The 20,332-nt window shown below is 33.0% G+C and carries 17 protein-coding genes; 4 read left to right on the forward strand and 13 right to left on the reverse strand.

Features of this window, described 5'->3' with window-relative positions; genetic code table 11:
* Positions 1–3 precede the first annotated feature (3 nt).
* From ACYEKI_RS09290 to ACYEKI_RS09345, 12 genes are all read right to left on the reverse strand, one after another.
* Entirely contained in the window at positions 4–273 is a 270-nt protein-coding gene (locus ACYEKI_RS09290) for a TIGR03643 family protein (protein WP_459210912.1), read from the reverse strand.
* Entirely contained in the window at positions 263–694 is a 432-nt protein-coding gene (locus ACYEKI_RS09295) for a hypothetical protein (RefSeq protein ID WP_459210913.1), read from the reverse strand. The genes ACYEKI_RS09290 and ACYEKI_RS09295 overlap by 11 nt, the downstream gene beginning before the upstream one ends.
* Complete coding sequence (locus ACYEKI_RS09300; RefSeq protein WP_459210914.1) at positions 691–2,178, reverse strand: cryptochrome/deoxyribodipyrimidine photo-lyase family protein; 1,488 nt, start codon at positions 2,176–2,178, stop codon at positions 691–693. The genes ACYEKI_RS09295 and ACYEKI_RS09300 overlap by 4 nt, the downstream gene beginning before the upstream one ends.
* Positions 2,171–2,719 carry a hypothetical protein gene (locus ACYEKI_RS09305; protein ID WP_459210915.1) on the reverse strand — a complete coding sequence of 183 codons (549 nt, stop codon included), beginning with the start codon at positions 2,717–2,719 and terminating at the stop codon, positions 2,171–2,173. Before ACYEKI_RS09305 ends, ACYEKI_RS09300 begins: the two co-directional genes overlap by 8 nt.
* On the reverse strand, positions 2,703–2,975 hold the full coding sequence (locus ACYEKI_RS09310; protein WP_459210992.1) for a deoxyribodipyrimidine photo-lyase: 273 nt from the start codon (positions 2,973–2,975) through the stop codon (positions 2,703–2,705). The genes ACYEKI_RS09305 and ACYEKI_RS09310 overlap by 17 nt, the downstream gene beginning before the upstream one ends.
* Positions 2,976–3,059: 84 nt before the next feature.
* Complete coding sequence (locus tag ACYEKI_RS09315) at positions 3,060–3,713, reverse strand: flavin reductase family protein (RefSeq protein WP_459210916.1); 654 nt, start codon at positions 3,711–3,713, stop codon at positions 3,060–3,062.
* Positions 3,710–5,032, reverse strand: coding sequence for an ABC1 kinase family protein (locus tag ACYEKI_RS09320; protein ID WP_459210917.1), 1,323 nt, complete (start codon positions 5,030–5,032; stop codon positions 3,710–3,712). Before ACYEKI_RS09320 ends, ACYEKI_RS09315 begins: the two co-directional genes overlap by 4 nt.
* A 3-nt stretch (positions 5,033–5,035) precedes the next feature.
* Positions 5,036–5,689 (reverse strand): TetR family transcriptional regulator C-terminal domain-containing protein, encoded by a 654-nt coding sequence (locus ACYEKI_RS09325; protein WP_459210918.1) that lies wholly within the window; start codon positions 5,687–5,689, stop codon positions 5,036–5,038.
* Positions 5,690–5,822: 133 nt separating this feature from the next.
* A complete protein-coding gene (locus ACYEKI_RS09330) occupies positions 5,823–7,217 on the reverse strand; it encodes a TolC family protein (RefSeq protein ID WP_459210919.1) in 1,395 nt (464 codons plus the stop codon).
* Between the two features lie 2 nt (positions 7,218–7,219).
* Positions 7,220–8,572, reverse strand: a complete 1,353-nt coding sequence (locus tag ACYEKI_RS09335; protein ID WP_459210920.1) for an HlyD family secretion protein — start codon at positions 8,570–8,572, stop codon at positions 7,220–7,222.
* Entirely contained in the window at positions 8,565–10,238 is a 1,674-nt protein-coding gene (locus ACYEKI_RS09340; protein ID WP_459210921.1) for a peptidase domain-containing ABC transporter, read from the reverse strand. The genes ACYEKI_RS09335 and ACYEKI_RS09340 overlap by 8 nt, the downstream gene beginning before the upstream one ends.
* Positions 10,239–10,364: 126 nt before the next feature.
* Positions 10,365–10,697 carry a hypothetical protein gene (locus ACYEKI_RS09345; RefSeq protein ID WP_459210922.1) on the reverse strand — a complete coding sequence of 111 codons (333 nt, stop codon included), beginning with the start codon at positions 10,695–10,697 and terminating at the stop codon, positions 10,365–10,367.
* Positions 10,698–10,984: 287 nt separating this feature from the next.
* Here ACYEKI_RS09345 and ACYEKI_RS09350 point away from each other — a divergent pair, with 287 nt between their 5' ends.
* Positions 10,985–14,266 carry an amidohydrolase family protein gene (locus tag ACYEKI_RS09350; RefSeq protein WP_459210923.1) on the forward strand — a complete coding sequence of 1,094 codons (3,282 nt, stop codon included), beginning with the start codon at positions 10,985–10,987 and terminating at the stop codon, positions 14,264–14,266.
* 61 nt (positions 14,267–14,327) lie between these two features.
* Here the strand turns inward: ACYEKI_RS09350 and ACYEKI_RS09355 are convergent, their stop codons facing one another.
* Positions 14,328–15,212 (reverse strand): LysR family transcriptional regulator, encoded by an 885-nt coding sequence (locus ACYEKI_RS09355; protein WP_459210924.1) that lies wholly within the window; start codon positions 15,210–15,212, stop codon positions 14,328–14,330.
* Positions 15,213–15,303: 91 nt separating this feature from the next.
* Between ACYEKI_RS09355 and hutH the strand changes: the two genes are divergently transcribed.
* The 3 genes from hutH to ACYEKI_RS09370 are packed head-to-tail and all read left to right on the forward strand — an operon-like array spanning position 15,304 to position 20,158.
* The gene (gene hutH, locus ACYEKI_RS09360) at positions 15,304–16,884 is read left to right on the forward strand and encodes a histidine ammonia-lyase (protein WP_459210925.1); all 1,581 of its coding nucleotides are present in this window, start codon (positions 15,304–15,306) and stop codon (positions 16,882–16,884) included.
* Between the two features lie 10 nt (positions 16,885–16,894).
* A complete protein-coding gene (gene hutI, locus ACYEKI_RS09365) occupies positions 16,895–18,136 on the forward strand; it encodes an imidazolonepropionase (RefSeq protein WP_459210926.1) in 1,242 nt (413 codons plus the stop codon).
* 21 nt (positions 18,137–18,157) lie between these two features.
* Entirely contained in the window at positions 18,158–20,158 is a 2,001-nt protein-coding gene (locus tag ACYEKI_RS09370; RefSeq protein ID WP_459210927.1) for a urocanate hydratase, read from the forward strand.
* Positions 20,159–20,332 lie beyond the last annotated feature (174 nt).

Below are 20,332 nucleotides of genomic sequence, written 5' to 3' on the forward strand. Positions count from 1 at the left end.
TGTTTATATACGCTTACTTATTTTGTTTAATGATATATTACGTTGTCTATTACATTTGAATCTACCTTTTTCAAAACTTCTTCTCTTTAAATGTTTGGTAACTCTTCCTTGTACTCGTTTTCTCCATCTATTAAAACTTGATCGTTTTAATTCTTTTCTCATAAGTGAAATCACTTGAGATTCATTTAATCCAAATTGATACTTAATAGCTTCAAAAGGTGTTCTATCTTCCCATGCCATTTCTATGATTCGATCTAATGTTCTATCTGTCATAAAAATCGCTATTATTTTTCCCCAATACTTCTATTCTCATTTGTTTCATTTTCTCTATAAACACGTTATTTTCTTTATAACTTTTTAGTTTAAATTGTATATACTGTCCTTGAGCATGTAGGCTAAAAAATTCTGTTTTATAGTACACCAACTGGTAATATGGTATACACCATGTATATGTTTGATGTAATTGTTTTATATGAGTTAATATTCCTTGTGGCCTCAATTCTATATTTGCATAATTAAGATCACTATTTTCAATTAACTTTTTATTGATCATATTGCTTGCTTTAACTATAATCATTCTTGACGAACCTACTCCTTTAAGTTTAAGTTTTTGCCAAATAGAAAATGGTTTCCCGACCAATTCATTAATTCTTTTTGTTATCTCAGGTTCTTCATATGTAGTTTCAATAATCATGAGCTTCTAGTTTTACGATTCATTAAAGTATGCCTAAGTAGAATTCGCTTACTTTCTTCTATTACCAATTTATCTGTTCTCAGTTTCCATAAAGTATCACTTGCTCGTTTACGATTTAATTTCATATCAATAATTGGATAAGGATATGCTTCTCCTAATCTAAAATTATATAATCCTTGTTCTAGCGAAGTCATTAAATACGGTTCATGTATAAATCGTGTATCAAGTGATGCTAACTCTGGCACCCAAGCTTTAATAAACGCTGCATCTGGATCATGTTCTAGTCCGTTTTTTATAGGATTATATATACGTAAAGTGTTGATTCCTGTCTCTCCTGCTTGCATTTGTAATTGAGGAAAATGAATTCCTGGTTCAAAATCTAGAAATTGTCTGGATAAATGTATTGTTGCTTCTTGCCAAGGTTGCCATAATAAATGTGTAAAAAAAGAAACGACCATTGCTCTCATTCTAAAATTGAGATAGCCAGTAGTATTCAAACATCGCATACATGCATCAACGATAGGCACTCCAGTATTCCCTGTTTTCCAAGCTTCTTGAAACTCTTGAGATATTTTCTTTTTAAGTTTATGAAATCCTTTATTTACACTTGCTTTTTCCATCACGTATTCCATTTCAAATTTTTGTATAAAATGTGCCTGCCATCGCAATCGCGCCATAAACCCATCTAAAGTTCGTTTTTTAGGACTAACTTTCCGTAAGGCTTTTGCTTCTTGCCATACTTCTCTTATCGATAAATTACCCCAAGCAAAATATGGTGATAATCGACTACAACCTGTACGAGATCCTTGCGGTTTAGAAATATCTGAAGCATAATTTTGATATCGCTCTTCAAAAAATGAAGCTTTATAACGAAGCGCCATTTGTCGTCCTCCTTTTTGAAAAGGTGTTTTTAATATCGTATGGAGTGATACTGTTTTAAAATGTTTGTTAATGTTCTCTATTACTTCATTTGAAATAAAATTCTCTTTCTGTGGGTTAAACTTATATGTGTTGGTTTTCATATAATCTTCCCATTGTATACCCCAATCTAATCTATTTTGTATTCCTCTTTGTACTCCATTATTTATATTCTCGATCCATTTAATCTTATTATTTTTACAATACCTATTAAATTTTTTATCTCGCTGATATGTTATTAATATTCCCGTTTCTTGATGTGAATAAACAGTATCTATAAAAAACAATTCTTGCAATTTATTCATCACTGAGATCATATCTGATTGTACAGCCAACACTTGAGTATTATAACTTTGTAATTTTGTATTTATAGCTACAATTGATTGTTTTATAAAATCCCAATGTCGTTTACTATAATGAGTATCATTAAGTAATAATTCTTCAAACACATATAACAATAAGATACGCTTACCACTAGCAATAGCATTACTTATTGCTTCGTTATCTTCTAAACGTAGATCCCTTTTAAACCAAACAATTACAATATGTTCTTTTTTATTATACATCCTGTGTTGTTATGATGTGCATTGCCCTTTTCTTGATTTTTTCACGCTCTTCAATCGGAATCTTATTTAGAATACTGTACATCATTTTCATTCTTCTATTCTTAGCAAGTTTTTCTCGATGTATCTCTAAAAAATTCCAATACAAACTATTAAAAGGACAGGAGTCACTTTCTATTCTCGTTTTGTGATTATAGGTACAACTCGTACAGTAATTACTCATTTTATTGATATAGCTTGCCGATGAGATATACGGTTTTGTTGCTATTAACCCACTATCTGCATATTGGCTCATGCCTCTCGTGTTAGGTAGTTGTACCCATTCTATAGCATCTATATATACACCTAAGTACCAAGCATCTACTTGACTAGGGTTTACCATAGATAATAATGCATAATTACCTAAAACCATTAAGCGTTGAATGTGATGTGCATATGCATTATCTAATGAATTTTGAACTGCATGTTTTATACAATTCATATTTGTATGAGCATTCCAGTAAAAATCTGGTAGTTCTTGATTGTGATTAATGAGTATAAACACATTTTATATCATACTTTTTTGCAAGTAATTTTATAACCGCTATAGGTTCTTTTAAACTAACTTCAAGGGGAACCAATAGATCCGATAGGTTTTTTCTTAGATTACAAAGACTCTCTAATAGAAATTTTGCTCTATATACTTCTAGTTTTCTAATCCCTAATTCATTACTATCAAAAATCTTATCATCAAAACAATATAATCCAATAACACTTTTATGATTGTCTAATGCTTGTTTTAGTACATTATTATCATGTATTCTTAAGTCATTCTTAAGTCATTTTTAAACCATACTAATGCTACATCATCAGCTTCATTATTCATTTCTTTATAACATTCATTTTCAATTATTATTGGTCTCAAATTGAGCTAAGACATCTTGTCTTGGCCGTTGATAATCATATCTTCTACGTTCTTTTGGAGTAGCATAAGCATCTAATCCATTGATTGCTGTTACATTTCCTTCAACTAAATCAACAAATCCATCATGTTTTATGAGGTTTTCTTTAATAAACAATGCTTCTATCGATCCTATAAGCAAAATAGTATCATTAGATTTAATATAATATTCTTCTTCATACTTCATCAATAACTGTACAGGAGCATTTTTTACAAAAGGCACATCCCATTCATCTCTATATTGAGGAGTTAACTTCGTTGCATCAAATTCTGAGAATTCCAAAGGGTATTTAGCAGATGTATGGTGTGCCTCTTGAGTTATTTCTTCATGTATATGATTTATAGTATAATACTTTGTTTCTTTTATATTTTTATACGTATCTCTAGGTACTGTTAATGGTCTAAAAACCATTCCCATTAAAGGAGGTGCTGACCCCATATGTACTACAGAACTAAATACTGCTACATTAGGTCTTTTATTATTAGAAATTGATCCTATGAGATTAGCAGGTTTAAATCCAGAACAACTGTTGATTAAATTAATTTTATAGAGATGCTCTAATGCATCAATTTCTGATCTTAAAAATCTTTTCATCATCTATTTTCATTCAGTTTTTTAAACCTATTAATCTCTATGTGATTTGCTTTTAAATCATGCATTAAATTATATAGTCCAAAAAATGCTCTATTCATATAAATAAAGTGTTTAGAGCCTCTATTTCCATTCATTTTTCGCAATGTAGTATCCTTTGAATAGCGTTCACCAAGTTTTGCTATTTTCCCAAAAAAGTCACCATCAGAGAAATCAAAATAAACTTCATGAAAAGGTTGTGTAAATAAGCTAAGCATCTCATGAAACATCGCAGAAAAGAATTTCTTTTCTTGAGGAGTATCATCTTCTTTCAAAATTTCTAATTCATAAAGTTTTTGTTTAAAAACCTCTGGATTTGATAACTTCTCTTTTTCTGCAAGTTCAAAATATGGTTCATAAAATGTTTGGGGAATAGCCTTTACACAACCAAAATCTAAGATGACCAGTTGATCATCTGGGGTAATCAAGAAGTTTCCTGGATGTGGATCTGCGTGTACTTTTCGTAAACAGTGGATTTGATGCATATAAAAATCCCATAAAGCTTGTCCTATTTTATTAGATTTATTTACATCATTATTACGTGCGGTAAATTCAGATAAATGTTCTCCTTTCATCCAATCCATCGTAATAATTCTATCCGACGATAATTGGGGATAATACTCTGGAAAGATCACATTAGGAATATGTTTACAGGCTTTGGCAAGTTCTTCGCTTTGCTTGATTTCTAATATATAATCTGTTTCTTCTTCAAGCTTTTGTTCTACTTCTTTAAAATATTTATCAGAGCCTTTTCCTTCTATATTAAACATTTTCATCGCAATAGGTTTGACCAATGCTAGATCTGAAGCTATACTTTGAGCTACACCTGGATATTGTATTTTCACAGCTAATTTTTTCCCATCTTTTTTTGCCAAGTGTACTTGTCCTATACTTGCTGCATTAATAGCATTGGTATCAAAACTATCATAAAGCTCTTGCGGAGATTGACCAAAATACTTTTTAAAAGTCTTGATCACTAAAGGTGGCGATAATGGTGGTACCGAAAATTGAGATAAAGAAAATTTCTCTACATAGGCATTGGGTAGTAGATTCTTTTCCATACTCAGCATTTGTGCCACTTTAAGAGCACTACCTTTTAAGTTCTTCAATCCATTATAAATATCTTCTGCATTTGCATTATTTAATTTCTCTTTGGCTGAATTTTCATTACTTACAATACGGTCGCCATAATATTTGATATAATTTATCCCAACTTTTGCTCCTGTTTCAATTAGTTTTGAAGCACGTTGTATTTTTGTAATCGGTATACTATCTATTGTCTTCATATATCATCTTCTTAAGTTTTCTTTAAATAAAAATTTACCCAAATCCATTACACTTTTTATAGGCTTGATATTCATTAAATCAAAGCAAGCTGTAACAGATTTCTCTATAAATACATCAGTTTTTTCAAATCTCTCTGAAGTATCTTTCTTCCAATAATTGATAAAAATTATCAATTGCCCCCAGCCTAATTCTTCTATCTTTTTATCCTGAAACCTATTTAAATTCTTATTCTTTAATTCCAACTTCTCTATTTCTAAACCACTCATAAATTCTTTCACATTTTTTCTAAGTCCTGAAAAAAGCGAAATACTGTGACTTATGCTTGTTTGTTTTTGAAGTACATATAGTACAAAGCTTCTATTTACCGTAAGTATCTCAAAAAAAGTATAATAAAAACTCAGTAATTGATCCTTGGCTTGAAACGTATGATAGGCTTCATTTTTATGTAATAATGCTATAGTATGATTATAAAAGGCAGTAAAAACATGTTTTTCTAAAACTTCAAAGGAAGCAAAAAACGTGTAGAACTCTGATTCCTCTATTCCACATTCTTTAGCAAATACATATACATTTTCTGGTGCTTTACCCTGCTTTAAGACAAAATCCATATAGGCTGATACCAATTGCATCTTATCCATTTTAACTTCCTGACTCATAAGCTTTTTATTTATTTTCTTATTCAAAAATACAAATTGTTTAACTTTTAAACAAAAAGATTAAACAAAATAATTTTATGCATAAAAAAAACCACACTCAGTGCGGTTTAATATTTATGCGTATTAAAATTATTTAATTCACAATTCCTCTCACCTCATACAGGTCTGTCAATACTTGAAGTTGTTTAATTCTCAAATCATTTTCTTTCATTTGATTTTGTATGAGTTTCTGCTCTCTTGAATTAATTAAAAATAAAGAACTCTCTCCTATCTCAAATTTCTTTTCTTCGGCTACTACAAGTTCTTGATACTTTACCGTTATATCCTTAATTAAATCATATTGTTTGTCAATAGAACTTATTTCTGTTTTTACTGCTTCTAGTTTATTTTGAATCTTATAAGTTGTGGTTAATCTTTCAAAATTAGTTTCCTCTATTTTAAATTTTGCCAATCTTAAATCTCCTCTTTCTTTCCTTAAAAAAAGTGGAAAATTAAATCTTACAGCTGCTTTATAATTCTCAAAATCTATACTACTTATTTGATCATACTCTGGTGTCAAAAAATTATATTGTACTTCAATTTTTGGTAATAGCTTGTTTTGTTTTAATCGTTTTTCTACTTCTAATATTTTAATTTTAGTCATTAAACCGTTAAGCTTTGGATGACTATCAATTAAATTTTGTGTGGGTTCATCTTCTTCTATTCCTAATACATTTACAACGTTCTGCTTATCGATAAGTTCTGGTGTAATTCCTTCTTTTATTTCGATAGGAGTGTTTTCAAACCATAAAAAATTACTTGCATTAAGTAAGGCTTTTTGCTTTTTTAAGGTTATGGCTTCTAGCTTAAGTCTTCTATTTTGTTCTGTAATCAAAGCTTCAGTAACTAGTATTGCTGGTTTATCTCCTGCTTCTACACTACGTTCTACAGCTGTTTTACGTTCAACAGCTTTAGCAACAGCTAATTTTTGTATTTCATATTCATTAGCTGTTTTTAGCCATTCAAAATAGGCTTTACTAGCAGCAACAAGTATGGTATTAATCGTTAATTCGTTTTCAGCTTTTGTTTGTTCTCTATACAAACGTGCTTTTTTTAAGGTTGCCATTCTATCATTAATCAAGAATCCTCTAGCTAGATTTACAGAAATCCCTGCACTATATAAACCTTCTTCTGGAACCGTTAAATTAGGATTTAAAAACTCACCTTCGTTTCTTTCGTAACCTACCTTGGCTTCAATACCATACCAAATAGGTTGTTTTAATGTCGCATTTAATTCATCATAGTATTCTGTTCCTTTAAAGAATTTACGATCGTAATCTGCTATTATTTTAGGATCAAAATTACCTTTAGCCTTAGTTAACTTAGCATTTGCTTTATCCAATTGTAAATTAGCCTTTTTAACTAATGGATGTTGTTGTTTAACATAGTTTAAATAGGTTTCAAAACTCAGTTTTTCAATTGTTTGTCCAAAGCTTAATAAAGGAAAAAAGCAAACCAAAAATAAAATGACATAATGTTTCTTCTTCATGTTTACTTTTTTGTTTTTGATGCTTCTGCAGTTTTCACTTCATAATAATTAGGAGGGAAACCATTTAATTTTCGCCATAGCTCATACCATATAGGCACTTCTTCTAACAATGCGATTGTATAAGCTCCCGAACCTATACGTATGCGATCTGGCCAAGCTTCTTCTTCGGGATCTGGTTCTATTAATACTCTAAATTTACCATTGCTACTAATAAAGTTTTCTATAGCGATAATCTTTCCTGCAAACGTTCCAAAAGAAGTATTAGGCCAACCGCTAAAGAAAATTGCTGGCCACCCATCAAACTGTATTCTAACTTTTTCACCTATGTGTAATAATTGCAAATCAATAGGACTAACATATGTTTCTACAGCAAGTGCATAATTTGCAGGCATAATACCTACTAGTGGTTCTCCTGCCTTAAAGTTTTCTCCTATACCACTTCGTATTGCTTTATTGATAATTCCATCTTGAGGTGCAGTGATATAATATAATCCACTACGTATCTCATAATTTGTAGATTGGTTCTCTAGCTTTGCAACCTGAGCTTTAGCTTCGTTTTGATCAGATATAGCTGTGTATTTACTACTCTCTGATTTGGCTATTTTATCATCATAAGCAACTATAACTCTATTAATTTCTATAGTGGCATTGCTTAATTTATTTTTATTTGCTAAAACTTTATTTTCTTTCGAAATCATTTTTGCTTCCAGCTCTTGCATCTTGAGCTTTTTTAATTCGAGATCAGTTTTTGATTTAATCCCTTCATTAAATAAAGATGCTGTACGCTTATATTGCTCTTGAGCAATATTTAAATTGTTTTTAAGCGCTATCAACTGTATACTATCACTCTGTATCTCAAGTTTCAATTCATTTAACTTATTTTTCGCTTGAGAAACTTTAATCACTTTTTCTTTTTGTAGAGCTGCTACCTGATTTTCCAAAGCTGTGATTTTACCTTGATAAGATATAACAGATTCGCTTTTTGCCTGCTGCTGCGCTCTTGTTCGTTCTAATAAATTAGGATCTTGGTATTCATTTTTAAGTTCTGAAATAAATACAATCGTGTCTCCTTTTTTAACCAAATCACCTTCTTTTACATACCATCTTTCAATTCTACCAGGAATTGGTGACTGAATTGTTTGTGGACGTTGATCCAATGTTAATGTAGTCACAAATCCATTTCCTGAAACATTTTGTGTCCAAGGCAAAAACAGTAGAATAAATACTAAGATCAAAAACAACCCCAGTAACTTATTGAATAAATTATAGTATTTACCAGTAAACGCTCTTTGATGTGCTTTATAAGACTTGAGCGATACCTTCTTATTGAGTTTATCGTGAGATATATTAAGCATTTTGAGTCGTGTTTAAAGTTATTTTCCCGTTATCCAATCTAATTTTACGCTTGCAATACTTTTTCCAAAGCTTATTTTTACTTGCTACTATTAACGCCCATGGACGCTCTGGAGCAGTTAAATAACTCATAATTGATAAAGCCTCTTCTTCTTCAAATGCGTCCAAAGGATCTTTGAGTAATAAAATCTTAGGTTCGTTTACTATGGCTCTAGCCAAAAGTATTCGTTTAGAAGTCGTGAAAGACATCTGTTGTCCTTCAGAAAACAACATGGTATCCAATCCTTTAGGCTGCTCTTTAATAAATGCTAATAGCCCTAAATGCTTTAATATATCGTATAATTTCTTTCTATCTATATTAGGATTTCCTAAAGTGATATTTTCCAAAATAGTCCCTTCAAACGGAAGTTGTTCTGGTAGTGTTTGCCCTACAAACATTCTATATTTATTGAGCCAGATACCATTAATAGAGACATCATTTACATAAAATCCTCCATAAGTAGGTTGCACTAATCCAGAAATCACTTTGAGTAAGGTCGTTTTTCCTGATCCAGATTTTCCTTCAAGTAATATTCTATCACTACTGACAATATCCAAGTTTATACCATCCAAAATCTTGATCGAATTCCCTTTTTGATATATTAAATCTTTTAATTCTATTTTTAAATCTTCTCCATTATCAAAAGGAACAACTCCTGTTTGTACTTCAAGTTCTTTATCTACTACTTGTCCTATTTTTTCTAAAGAAGTCAACACATCATAAAACGATTCTAATCCCTTGATAATTTTCTCTACAGATGTGATTACTAATAGTATAATAATCTCTGAAGCTACAAATTGACCTATATTCATTTGTTGATTTAAGACCAATAATCCTCCTATGATTAATAATCCAGCAGTTACTAGAACTTTAAAACCAATCATCTGTATAAATTGCGTGATTAAAACTTTAAAATGATTCTCTCTAGCTTCAAGATAACTCACTGTTAATTCATCATTTTTATACATAGAAAAATCTGTACTTCCAGAAAGTTTAAAACTAATTAATGATCGAGCTATCTCTTGAATCCAATGCGCTACCTTATATTTACTCTTAGATTCTGCCAAGCTTGTTTGTAAACCTTTAAGCGCTGTAAACTTAAAAATGACATAGATAAGTACTACCAAAAGTAGTCCGTAAATAATAAAAAACGGATGGTAAAATGATAATAAAATCAATCCTAATACAATTTGTAATATCGCCGAAGGAAAATCTATCAATAGTTTTGACAATCCCTTCTGGATCGTTAACACATCAAAAAAACGATTGGCTAACTCAGGCGGATAATAATTATATAATTCCTGCATCTTAATTTTTGGGAATCGATAAGCAAACTCAAAAGAAGCTCGTGTAAAAATCTTTTGTTGCATTTGCTCTAGAATACGCATTTGCATGAGTTGTAAAACTCCCTGAAAAGCAACTCCTAGTGTTACCAAAAATACTAGAATAATCCAAGAAGTAGAAACTTGGGCACTTTGCATAAAATTAATAATTGCCTGAATTCCTATAGGTAATGTAAGCGCTACAAATCCAGAAAATATAGCGTAATAACATATATGTAGAATATCTTTTCTATCAAGTTTTAATAGATTGATAAAACGTTTCCACGGTGAAATGATTTCTTTCATTTGATCGAAATTAAACGTAAAAAAAGTGTATTTAAAGTAGAAAATCTTGTCTTAAATACTATTTCGTTGATATTAAATTTTAAGTGTAATGTTCATCGAAATTCGAACATTAATTTGAAGAGTTTGTTATGCCATATCCGGTGGCGGAATCAAAATATCAATAGCTATAATAGTATATAATTGATTAGCAGAGATATTCTTATATCTCTTGATGTGGTCAAAAATATAATCGTGTTCAGCTATGATTAAAAGCTTAGTCTTTTGATCTTCGGTATCTTCTTGATTTTTTTCTTTTTCCTCTGCATCTTCATCATATTCATAAAGAGCAGTTACTTCTGTATGATCTTGTAACAACATAGCTATAGTTTGATGCGCTGGTTGAATTAATACAATGATTAACCCAAACAAGCATATCAAGCTTCTTAAAATATACGCTATGTTATTTGTTTTCAGATTCACTACAATTTAAAAAATCAAATTATACTGTTTGTTGTAATTAATAGTATCGCACAAATATACGATAGTATTACTATCAATAAAAATAGTAACTCAATTTTAATGTTTTTTTTACATTTATTTTTCTTTAGCATTAACAATACAAAAGGATTATTTAATTATTAACACACTAATAATCAAACTCAAAATTTAAATTTCTTCTTATTGATGTAATATTTGCCTTAACACCACTTTAAGATAAGATGTATTATAAAATTTATATTTTCGGTTTTTCATTAAATAATCATCTTATGCACAAAAAGTTTTTAGGAATACTACTAGGGGTTGTCACCCTTTTTAGTGCAGAAGCGCAAGAAAAAGACAAAAAATGGGATGTAGCCAATCCAGGTGCTGCATTCAAGTACAAAAATCATAAGTTTAGTACCTCAGAGGGAACTTGGATGAATGTTGATGTAAGTCCAGACGGAAAAACATTAGTTTTCGATTTATTAGGAGATATCTATTCTCTACCTATAACAGGAGGAAAAGCTACTCCACTTAGAACAGGAATTCCGTTTGAAGTACAACCACGCTTTAGCCCAGACGGAAAACAAATTCTATTTACCAGTGATGCTGGTGGTGGTGATAATATGTGGTTAATGAATACCGATGGTTCTGGAGCAAAACAAGTTACAAAAGAAAACTTTAGACTATTAAATAACGGTGTATGGATGCCTAATGGTAATTATATCGTGGCTAGAAAACATTTTAGCTCAGAGCGTTCTTTGGGAGCTGGAGAAATGTGGCAATATCACATTACTGGAGGTTCTGGAGTTCAATTAACAAAACGTAAAAATGATCAACAAGATGTAAACGAACCTACCATATCTCCAGATGGGCGTTATATGTATTATGACGAAGATATGTATCCTGGAGGGTATTTTCAATACAACAAAGATCCTAATAAACAGATCTATGTCATTAATCGTTATGATTTTGTTACTGGGGAAACTAAGAGAATTACTGGTGGTCCAGGAGGAGCTGCTAGTCCGCAAATATCTAGAGATGGTAAAAAACTAGCTTTTGTACGTCGTGTTCGCACAAAATCCGTTTTGTTTATTCATGACTTAGAAACTGGCGAAGAATGGCCTATCTATGATAAACTTAATAAAGATCAACAAGAAGCATGGGCTATTTTTGGTGTTTTCCCAGATTATAACTGGATGCCTAATAACGAAGAAATCGTATTCTGGTCTCACGGAAAAATCAATAAAATCAATATCAATACTTTAAACGTTACCGAAATTCCGTTTACGGTTGATGCAACTATCAAAATTGCAGAAACAGTACATTTTAATAATCCTGTTTCACCTAAAACATTTACAGCAAAAGCTATACGTAATGCAGTAACTTCTCCAGACGGAAAAACTGTTGCTTTTAATGCTTTGGGATATGTATGGACCAAATCACTTCCTGATGGAACTCCTAAGCGTTTAACACAAGGACAAGATTTTGAAGCAGAACCAAATTTCTCTCCTGATGGATCAGAAATTGTATTTGTTACATGGAATGACGAAAACCTAGGTAGTATTGTAAAAGTAAATGTTAATGGAGGTGCTCCTACAAAATTAACTGCTCAGAAAGGAATCTATCGTACGCCATCTTTTTCTCCTGATGCTAAAAAGATTGTCTTCTTAAAAGAATCTGGTAATGGTGATCAAGGAAGGATTTTTACCAAAAAATCTGGAATCTATACGATGGATGCAAACGGAGCTAACATAAAGTTTGTTATTGATGAAGGACAGTATCCTACATTTACAAAAGATGGTAACCGCATTTTTTATCAAACTGGTGGGACATATTTTGGAAGTTTAACAAAAAAACTACTTAGTGTAAATCTTAATGGTAAAGAAAAACGTACTCACGTTTCTTCAAAATACGCAAACCGTCTAGTACCTAGTCCTGATAATAATTGGATAGCTTTTTCTCACTTGCATAAAGCTTATGTTGCACCATTAAATATCAATGGTAAAACAATTACACTAGATAATAAGTCGACATCGGTTCCTGTATCTCAGATTGCACGTGATGCAGGTGTAAATTTACATTGGTCTCCAGATAGTAAACAGGTATATTGGACATTAGGTGATGAGTATTTCTCAAACGAACTAAAAAACCGTTTTAGTTTCCTTCCTAATGCACCAGAAGAATTACCTGAAATGGATATCAAAGGAATTAAAATTAACCTAGTACAACCTACAGATGTACCACAAGGAACAATTGCTTTTACTAATGCACGTATCATTACTATGGAAGGTGATAAAGTAATAGAAAACGGTACTATCGTTATTAATCAAAATAAGATTGAAGCTATAGGAGATGCTTCAAAAGTAAAAGTACCTAGTGATGCAAAGGTTTTTGATGCTTCTGGAAAAACTATTATGCCAGGACTTGTTGATGCTCACGCTCATATAGGTGCCTTTAGATATGGATTAAGCACTCAAAAACATTGGCAATTTTATGCAAATTTAGCTTTTGGTGTTACTACAGCTCATGACCCATCTACAAATACAGAAACTGTATTTAGTTTATCAGAATTGGTAAAAAGCGGAAATACTGTAGGTCCAAGATTATATTCTACTGGTTTTATTTTATATGGAGCAGATGGCGATTTTAAAGCAGTTATCAATAATGTTGATGATGCACGCTCTTCTATTCGTCGTACTAAAGCATTTGGGGCTACCTCTGTAAAAAGTTACAATCAGCCTCGCCGTGAACAGCGTCAACAAGTAATGCAAGCTGCGCGTGAATTAGGTATTAATGTAGTACCAGAAGGAGGTTCAACTTTTTATCACAATATGTCTATGATCATGGATGGTCATACGGGTGTAGAACACAACATTCCTGTTGCTCCAGTATATAAAGATGTTTTAGAATTATGGGGAAATAGTAAAACTGGCTATACTCCTACGCTAGTTGTAAATTACGCTGGAATGACAGGTGAATATTATTGGTATCAAAAAACCAATGTATGGGAAAACGAAAAATTATTAACATTCACTCCTAGAGCTGTAATCGATGCACGTGCAAGACACCGTACTATGATTCCTGACGAAGAATATGAAAATGGTCATATCCTTACTTCTAAAGCAACTACCGCATTGGCTAATAACGGTGTTAAGGTTAATTTAGGTGCTCATGGACAATTACAAGGACTTGGCGCGCATTGGGAATTATGGATGCTTCATCAAGGTGGTATGACTAACCTACAAGCTTTACAAGCTGCGACTATCAATGGTGCTAATTATATTGGTGCAGGAAAAGAAATAGGTTCTTTGAAAAAAGGAAAATTAGCCGATTTAATTGTTCTAGAGAAAAATCCACTAGAAGATATTCAAAATACGAATACCGTACGTTATACTATGGTTAATGGTCGTTTATACGATACAGAAACTATGAACGAAATCGGTAATACTGATAAAAAACGTACTAAGTTTTATTGGGAAAACAACAAATATAATGGTGCTTTTGAATGGCATGAGCAAGCACAGAGTTTTACACTACCTGGTTGTGGATGTCACGTAGGTCACTAAAAAATAAATACTATAATATATTCGAAAAAAAGAGGTCTGATTTAGACCTCTTTTTCTCTTTCTATTCTTTAAAAAATTGTTGTATCCTTTGTAAAGCAGGATTTCTATTATCCTTTTTCCAAATAACCGAAAGCACTGCTTCTTGTGGTATATTCTTTAATTCAATAAACCTTATAGCAAGATCATATCCATGTTGTAATGATGTAGGTATTATGGCTACTCCTAAACCACTTTCTACTAATTTAAAGATCGTTTGTGCATGAACTGATTTATGTGATACCCTAGGTACAAATCCAGCATCATCACATATACTCATAATTTTATTGTAATAATCAGAACTATAATCTGCTGAAAATAGAATAAAGTTTTCTTGGGCTACTTGTTCAATTCCTTTAAAATTTGATTCATCTAAATTCAAACTTTTGGGCACAACTAACGAAAACGTATCTGTAAATACCGGTTGTCTATACAAACCACCTGGAACTCGAGCTAATCTCACAAAACCAATATCCAATTCGTCTTCTTGAATGGCTTTTACTTGATCGTGATTGGACATTTCTTCTAGACTTGATTTCAATTTTGGAAACTCCTCATTCATACGCAATAATAATTCTGGTATTACATTTTGCATAGCAGATCCTAAAAAACCAATTCGCAATTCCCCTTCACTTCCCTTATCAATCATACTTACATGTCTCTTAGTAAATTCTAAATGATTTAAAATAAAAGCAATTTCGTCTTTAAGGTATGCTCCAGCTGGAGTTAATACCACATTTCGCTTATCTCTTACAAATAATTCTGCATCCAAAATCTCTTCCATTTGTCGTATTTGCCTACTCAATCCTGGCTGTGAAATATGCAAACGTTCTGCTGCTTTTCTAAAATGTAACTCTTCGGCAACAGCCATAAAATATTTAAAATGTCGTAATTCTAATTGATAACCCACAGTTATTAGTTATTGATAAAATTAGTATTTCCAAGTATCAAAACTACATATTATTTTAGTCGTATAAAAAAGAACAAGACACTTAACTATAATGGCACAGTCAAAAGAACAATTTTTACTAGGAGAAGGGTATTTAACTTCTGGAATAGCATTAGCTATTGCTCGCAATGAAATTCAAGGGATTATCTCAGATTCAGCTAGAGCAAAAATCAATGCAAACCGTCAGGTAGTAGAAAATATCGTACAAAAAGGAGAAGCTGTATACGGAATCAATACTGGTTTTGGTCCGCTTTGTACAACTATGATTTCTAAAGAAGAAACACGTATACTACAAACTAATATCCTACAAAGTCACAGTGTTGGCGTAGGTGAACCTATAGCTACAGAAATTGCAAAATTAATGTTGATTCTTAAGTTACAATCACTAGCTAAAGGGTTTTCTGGTATAGCAGAAACGACTTCGGATCGTATCTTATGGCATATTGATAACGATGCAATTCCTGTAGTTCCTAGTCAAGGTTCTGTAGGAGCATCTGGTGATTTAGCACCATTATCTCATTTATTCTTACCTCTTATTGGTTTAGGTAAAGTACAATACCAAGGAGAAGAAATCACAACCGCTACCCTATTTGAAAAAACAGGTTTATCTGCTATTGAATTAGGTCCAAAAGAAGGATTAGCACTTATTAATGGTACGCAATTTATCCTTGCTCACGCTGTTAAGGTTGTTGAGAAATTACATTCTTGTTTAACACAAGCTGATATCATAGGTGCAATGATGATCGAAGGACTTCAAGGATCAATCAAGCCTTTCTTTTCAGAGTTGCATAATCTAAGACCCTATAAAGGAAATAAACACGTAGCTGCACGTGTTAAATCACTATTAGAAGGATCAGAAATCATGGATGATCATGCTAATTGTGACCGTGTACAAGATCCGTATTCTTTACGTTGTATTCCTCAAGTACATGGTTCATCACGTAATGCTTGGCTACACCTTAAAGAATTAGTCGAAATCGAACTTAACTCGGTTACAGATAACCCTATTGTAATTAGCGAAGAACTTACTATTAGTGGGGGTAGTTTCCACGGGCAACCATTGGCTATGGCTATTGATTATGCTTGTTTGGCTGCTTCAGAAATCGGAAATATATCTGACCGTCGTATCTATCTTGCTCTTGAAGGTAATTCTCCAGGGGTTCCTAAATTATTAATGGAAGATACTGGTATCAATTCGGGATATATGATTTTACAATATACTACAGCTGCTTTGGCTAGTGAAAACAAAGGACTGTGTTTCCCTTCTAGTGCAGATAGTATTCCGACTTCTCTAGGTCAAGAAGATCATGTAAGTATGGGATCTATAGGTGGTCGTAAAGCTTTAAGAGTATTAGACAATGTAGAAAAAATATTAGCTATTGAATTATTAACTGCTGCACAAGCATTTGACTATAGAAAACCACTTAAATCTGGAGCAATTCTTAATGAGATTCATCAGACCTTACGTCAAGAAGTGGATTTTGCTGCTGTAGATCGCGTATTTGCAGATGATATCGAAAAAGGTATTGCTATTATCAAATCACAACAGCTTATTCAACTAGCACAAAGCATGGCTACACAAGAAAATATCAACTTAGCTACCGAATTTGATAGCGAATTCGAAAACTACTAATTCAAAACTCATGGCTGTATATAAATTAATAGGTCCTATTACACAACTTATCACACTTGATAAATTACCGCTTAAAGGAGCTTTAAAAGACGAGAGTCTTAGTTCTATTGCACAAGCAGGTATCTTAATCAAAGATGAGCATATTGAACGTGTAGACACTTATGAAACTTTAAAAGCAACAACTACAACGTTACAACCTGAGTTAATCGAACTCGATGGAGATTATGTAGCTGTTCCTGGATTTGTAGATTCACATACGCATATATGTTTTGGAGGTTCTAGAGCAAACGATTATGCCATGCGAAATGCAGGTAAAACGTATTTAGAAATTGCCAAAGCTGGTGGTGGTATTTGGGATACCGTTACGCAAACTCGTAAAGCTTCTCAAGAGACTTTAACACAAAATACTATTGCTAGAGCTAATCGACACTTAGCTTCTGGAGTTACTACTATCGAAGTAAAAAGTGGTTATGGTTTATCGGTAGACGAAGAATTAAAAATGCTTCGTGCGATAAAAGATGCTACTCCACAAGTAGAAGCCGATTTAATTCCTACCTGTCTTGCAGCACATATTTTGCCTAAAGATTTTGATGGAGACCACGCTGCTTATTTAGCCGAGATTAGTGAAAAAGTTTTTCCTATTCTAAAGGAGGAAAACTTAGCCAATCGTATTGATGCTTTTATCGAAGAAGAAGCTTTTTCTAATGAGGTCGTAACTCCTTATTTTGAAAAAGCTCAAGAAATGGGATTCGATATCACAGTACATGCAGATCAATTTAGCACAAGTGGTAGTGAAGTTGCTGTAAAATTTAATGCGGTAAGTGCAGATCACTTAGAAGCGAGTACCGAAAAAGAAATCGCATTACTAGCACATAGCGATATAGTAAGTACAGCCTTACCTGGAGCTTCTATCGGATTGGGATGTGCTTTTACTCCTGCGCGTCAGATTCTTGATGCTGGTGGTGCTGTAGCCATAGCTAGTGATTGGAATCCTGGCTCTGCTCCTATGGGTGATTTATTGATGCAAGCTGCTATTTTAGGGACTTTCCAGAAATTATCCAATGCAGAACTATTAGCAGGAATCACTTATAGAGCGGCATATACTTTAAAGCTTGATGATCGCGGACGATTAGCTCAAGGATATTTAGCCGATTTTAACCTTTTCCCTACACATCATGTGAATGAGATTTTTTACCACCAAGGTAAATTAACACCACAGCAAGTATGGAAAAATGGTAAACGAGTACAATAAAGACAACACCAACATAAAACTATGACTTTTAAAGAACAACTATTACAAGGTATTCCTAATGAGCTTCCGCCAAAGAAAGAATACGACCCAACTATAAATCACGCGCCTAAGCGAAAAGATATATTATCGACAGACGAAAAGAAATTAGCAATTCGCAATGCGTTGCGTTATTTTCCTGAAGCTTGGCATGCAGAATTAGCACCAGAATTTGCTCAAGAATTGAACGAATATGGTCGTATCTATATGTATCGCTTTATGCCAGAATATACCATGTATGCACGACCAATCAATGAATATCCTGCTCAAAGCACACAAGCAGCAGGGATCATGTTGATGATACAGAACAACCTGGATCCAGCAGTAGCACAACACCCTCAAGAATTGATTACGTATGGTGGTAATGGTGCTGTGTTCCAAAACTGGGCACAATACTTACTTACTATGCAATATCTGGCGACCATGACAGATGAGCAAACTTTGCATATCTATTCTGGTCATCCTATGGGATTATTCCCTTCTTCAAAAGATGCACCAAGAGTAATTGTTACTAATGGAATGATGATTCCTAACTATTCTCAACCTGATGATTGGGAAAAATTTAATGCTTTAGGTGTTACTCAGTACGGTCAAATGACTGCTGGTTCTTATATGTATATTGGACCACAAGGTATTGTACACGGAACTACTATTACCGTAATGAATGCCTTTAGAAAGAAATTAGAAAAAGGAGAAACCCCATCTGGAAAAATATTCTTAACTGCCGGTCTTGGTGGAATGAGTGGAGCACAACCTAAAGCAGGTAATATTGCTGGTTGTATCACCATTTGTGCAGAAGTAAATCATAATGCTGCTCAAAAACGTCACGAACAAGGATGGGTAGACGAAATTATCGATAATATCGATACACTTGTTACTCGCGCAAAAGAAGCTGTTGCTCAAAAAGAAGTTGTTTCTATTGCGTATCAAGGAAATATCGTAGATGTTTGGGAACGTTTTTATGACGAAAATATCTTTATTCATTTAGGATCTGATCAAACGTCATTACACAATCCGTGGTCAGGTGGCTATTATCCTGTAGGATTGACTTATGAAGAATCAAATGAGTTAATTCGTACTGCTCCAGAAACATTTAAAGAAAAGGTGCAAGACTCTCTACGCAGACAAGCCGAAGCTATAAACAAACACACTGCTCGTGGTACCTATTTCTTTGATTATGGAAATGCGTTCTTATTAGAAGCTTCTCGTGCTGGTGCTGATATCATGGCTCCTAATGGAATTGATTTTAAATATCCTTCTTATGTACAGGATATTTTAGGCCCTATGTGTTTTGATTATGGATTTGGACCATTCCGTTGGGTATGTACCTCTGGAAATCCAGAAGATTTATCAAAAACAGATGCTATTGCTGCCAAAGTAATGAGCGAAATCAAAGCTGTAGCGCCAGAAGAAATTCAGCAACAAATGCAAGATAACATCACTTGGATAAACGAAGCTGAACAAAATAAATTGGTGGTAGGATCGCAAGCTAGAATCTTATATGCAGATGCCGAAGGTAGAGCAAAAATCGCCGAAGCTTTTAATCAAGCAATTAAATCTGGTGATATCTCTGCTCCTGTTGTTTTAGGAAGAGATCATCATGATGTAAGTGGTACAGATTCACCTTATCGCGAAACTAGTAATATTTATGATGGTAGCCGCTTTACTGCAGATATGGCTATGCATAATGTTATTGGTGATAGTTTTAGAGGTGCTACCTGGGTTTCTATCCACAATGGTGGTGGTGTAGGCTGGGGAGAAGTAATCAATGGTGGTTTTGGTATGCTTCTAGACGGCTCTGAAGCAGCTTCTGCCAAACTAAAGAACATGCTTTTCTATGATGTAAATAACGGAATCTCTCGTAGGTCTTGGGCTCGTAATAAAGAGGCCATGTTTGCTATCAAACGAGAAATGGAACGTACACCAGAGTTAAAAGTGACGCTTCCTAATATTGTAGAAGACGATTTGTTAGATCAATTATTCTAACCGCTTCAAAACTAACTCATAAAAGACTACGTGAATAACATTTTAAATTTTACGTAGTCTTTTTCATTTATACCTATTATTTTTGCCCTCCCCAACACTATAAAGTTCCTATTAGGCATGTCCTTTTACGAGCTTAAATATCAAGTTGTCATCGCTTTTTTGTGCGTATACAAC

It is taken from the genome of Aquimarina rhabdastrellae (assembly GCA_947387485.1).
Lineage (GTDB): Bacteria > Bacteroidota > Bacteroidia > Flavobacteriales > Flavobacteriaceae > Aquimarina.

Coding starts and splice junctions, on each gene's coding strand:
- hutI (WP_459210926.1), top strand. CDS start 16,895: ATGGCTGTATATAAATTAATAGGTCCTATTACACAACTTATCACACTT.
- ACYEKI_RS09330 (WP_459210919.1), bottom strand. CDS start 7,217: ATGAAGAAGAAACATTATGTCATTTTATTTTTGGTTTGCTTTTTTCCT.
- hutH (WP_459210925.1), top strand. CDS start 15,304: ATGGCACAGTCAAAAGAACAATTTTTACTAGGAGAAGGGTATTTAACT.
- ACYEKI_RS09290 (WP_459210912.1), bottom strand. CDS start 273: ATGACAGATAGAACATTAGATCGAATCATAGAAATGGCATGGGAAGAT.
- ACYEKI_RS09295 (WP_459210913.1), bottom strand. CDS start 694: ATGATTATTGAAACTACATATGAAGAACCTGAGATAACAAAAAGAATT.
- ACYEKI_RS09340 (WP_459210921.1), bottom strand. CDS start 10,238: ATGAAAGAAATCATTTCACCGTGGAAACGTTTTATCAATCTATTAAAA.
- ACYEKI_RS09325 (WP_459210918.1), bottom strand. CDS start 5,689: ATGAGTCAGGAAGTTAAAATGGATAAGATGCAATTGGTATCAGCCTAT.
- ACYEKI_RS09335 (WP_459210920.1), bottom strand. CDS start 8,572: ATGCTTAATATATCTCACGATAAACTCAATAAGAAGGTATCGCTCAAG.
- ACYEKI_RS09370 (WP_459210927.1), top strand. CDS start 18,158: ATGACTTTTAAAGAACAACTATTACAAGGTATTCCTAATGAGCTTCCG.
- ACYEKI_RS09320 (WP_459210917.1), bottom strand. CDS start 5,032: ATGAAGACAATAGATAGTATACCGATTACAAAAATACAACGTGCTTCA.
- ACYEKI_RS09315 (WP_459210916.1), bottom strand. CDS start 3,713: ATGATGAAAAGATTTTTAAGATCAGAAATTGATGCATTAGAGCATCTC.
- ACYEKI_RS09300 (WP_459210914.1), bottom strand. CDS start 2,178: ATGTATAATAAAAAAGAACATATTGTAATTGTTTGGTTTAAAAGGGAT.
- ACYEKI_RS09350 (WP_459210923.1), top strand. CDS start 10,985: ATGCACAAAAAGTTTTTAGGAATACTACTAGGGGTTGTCACCCTTTTT.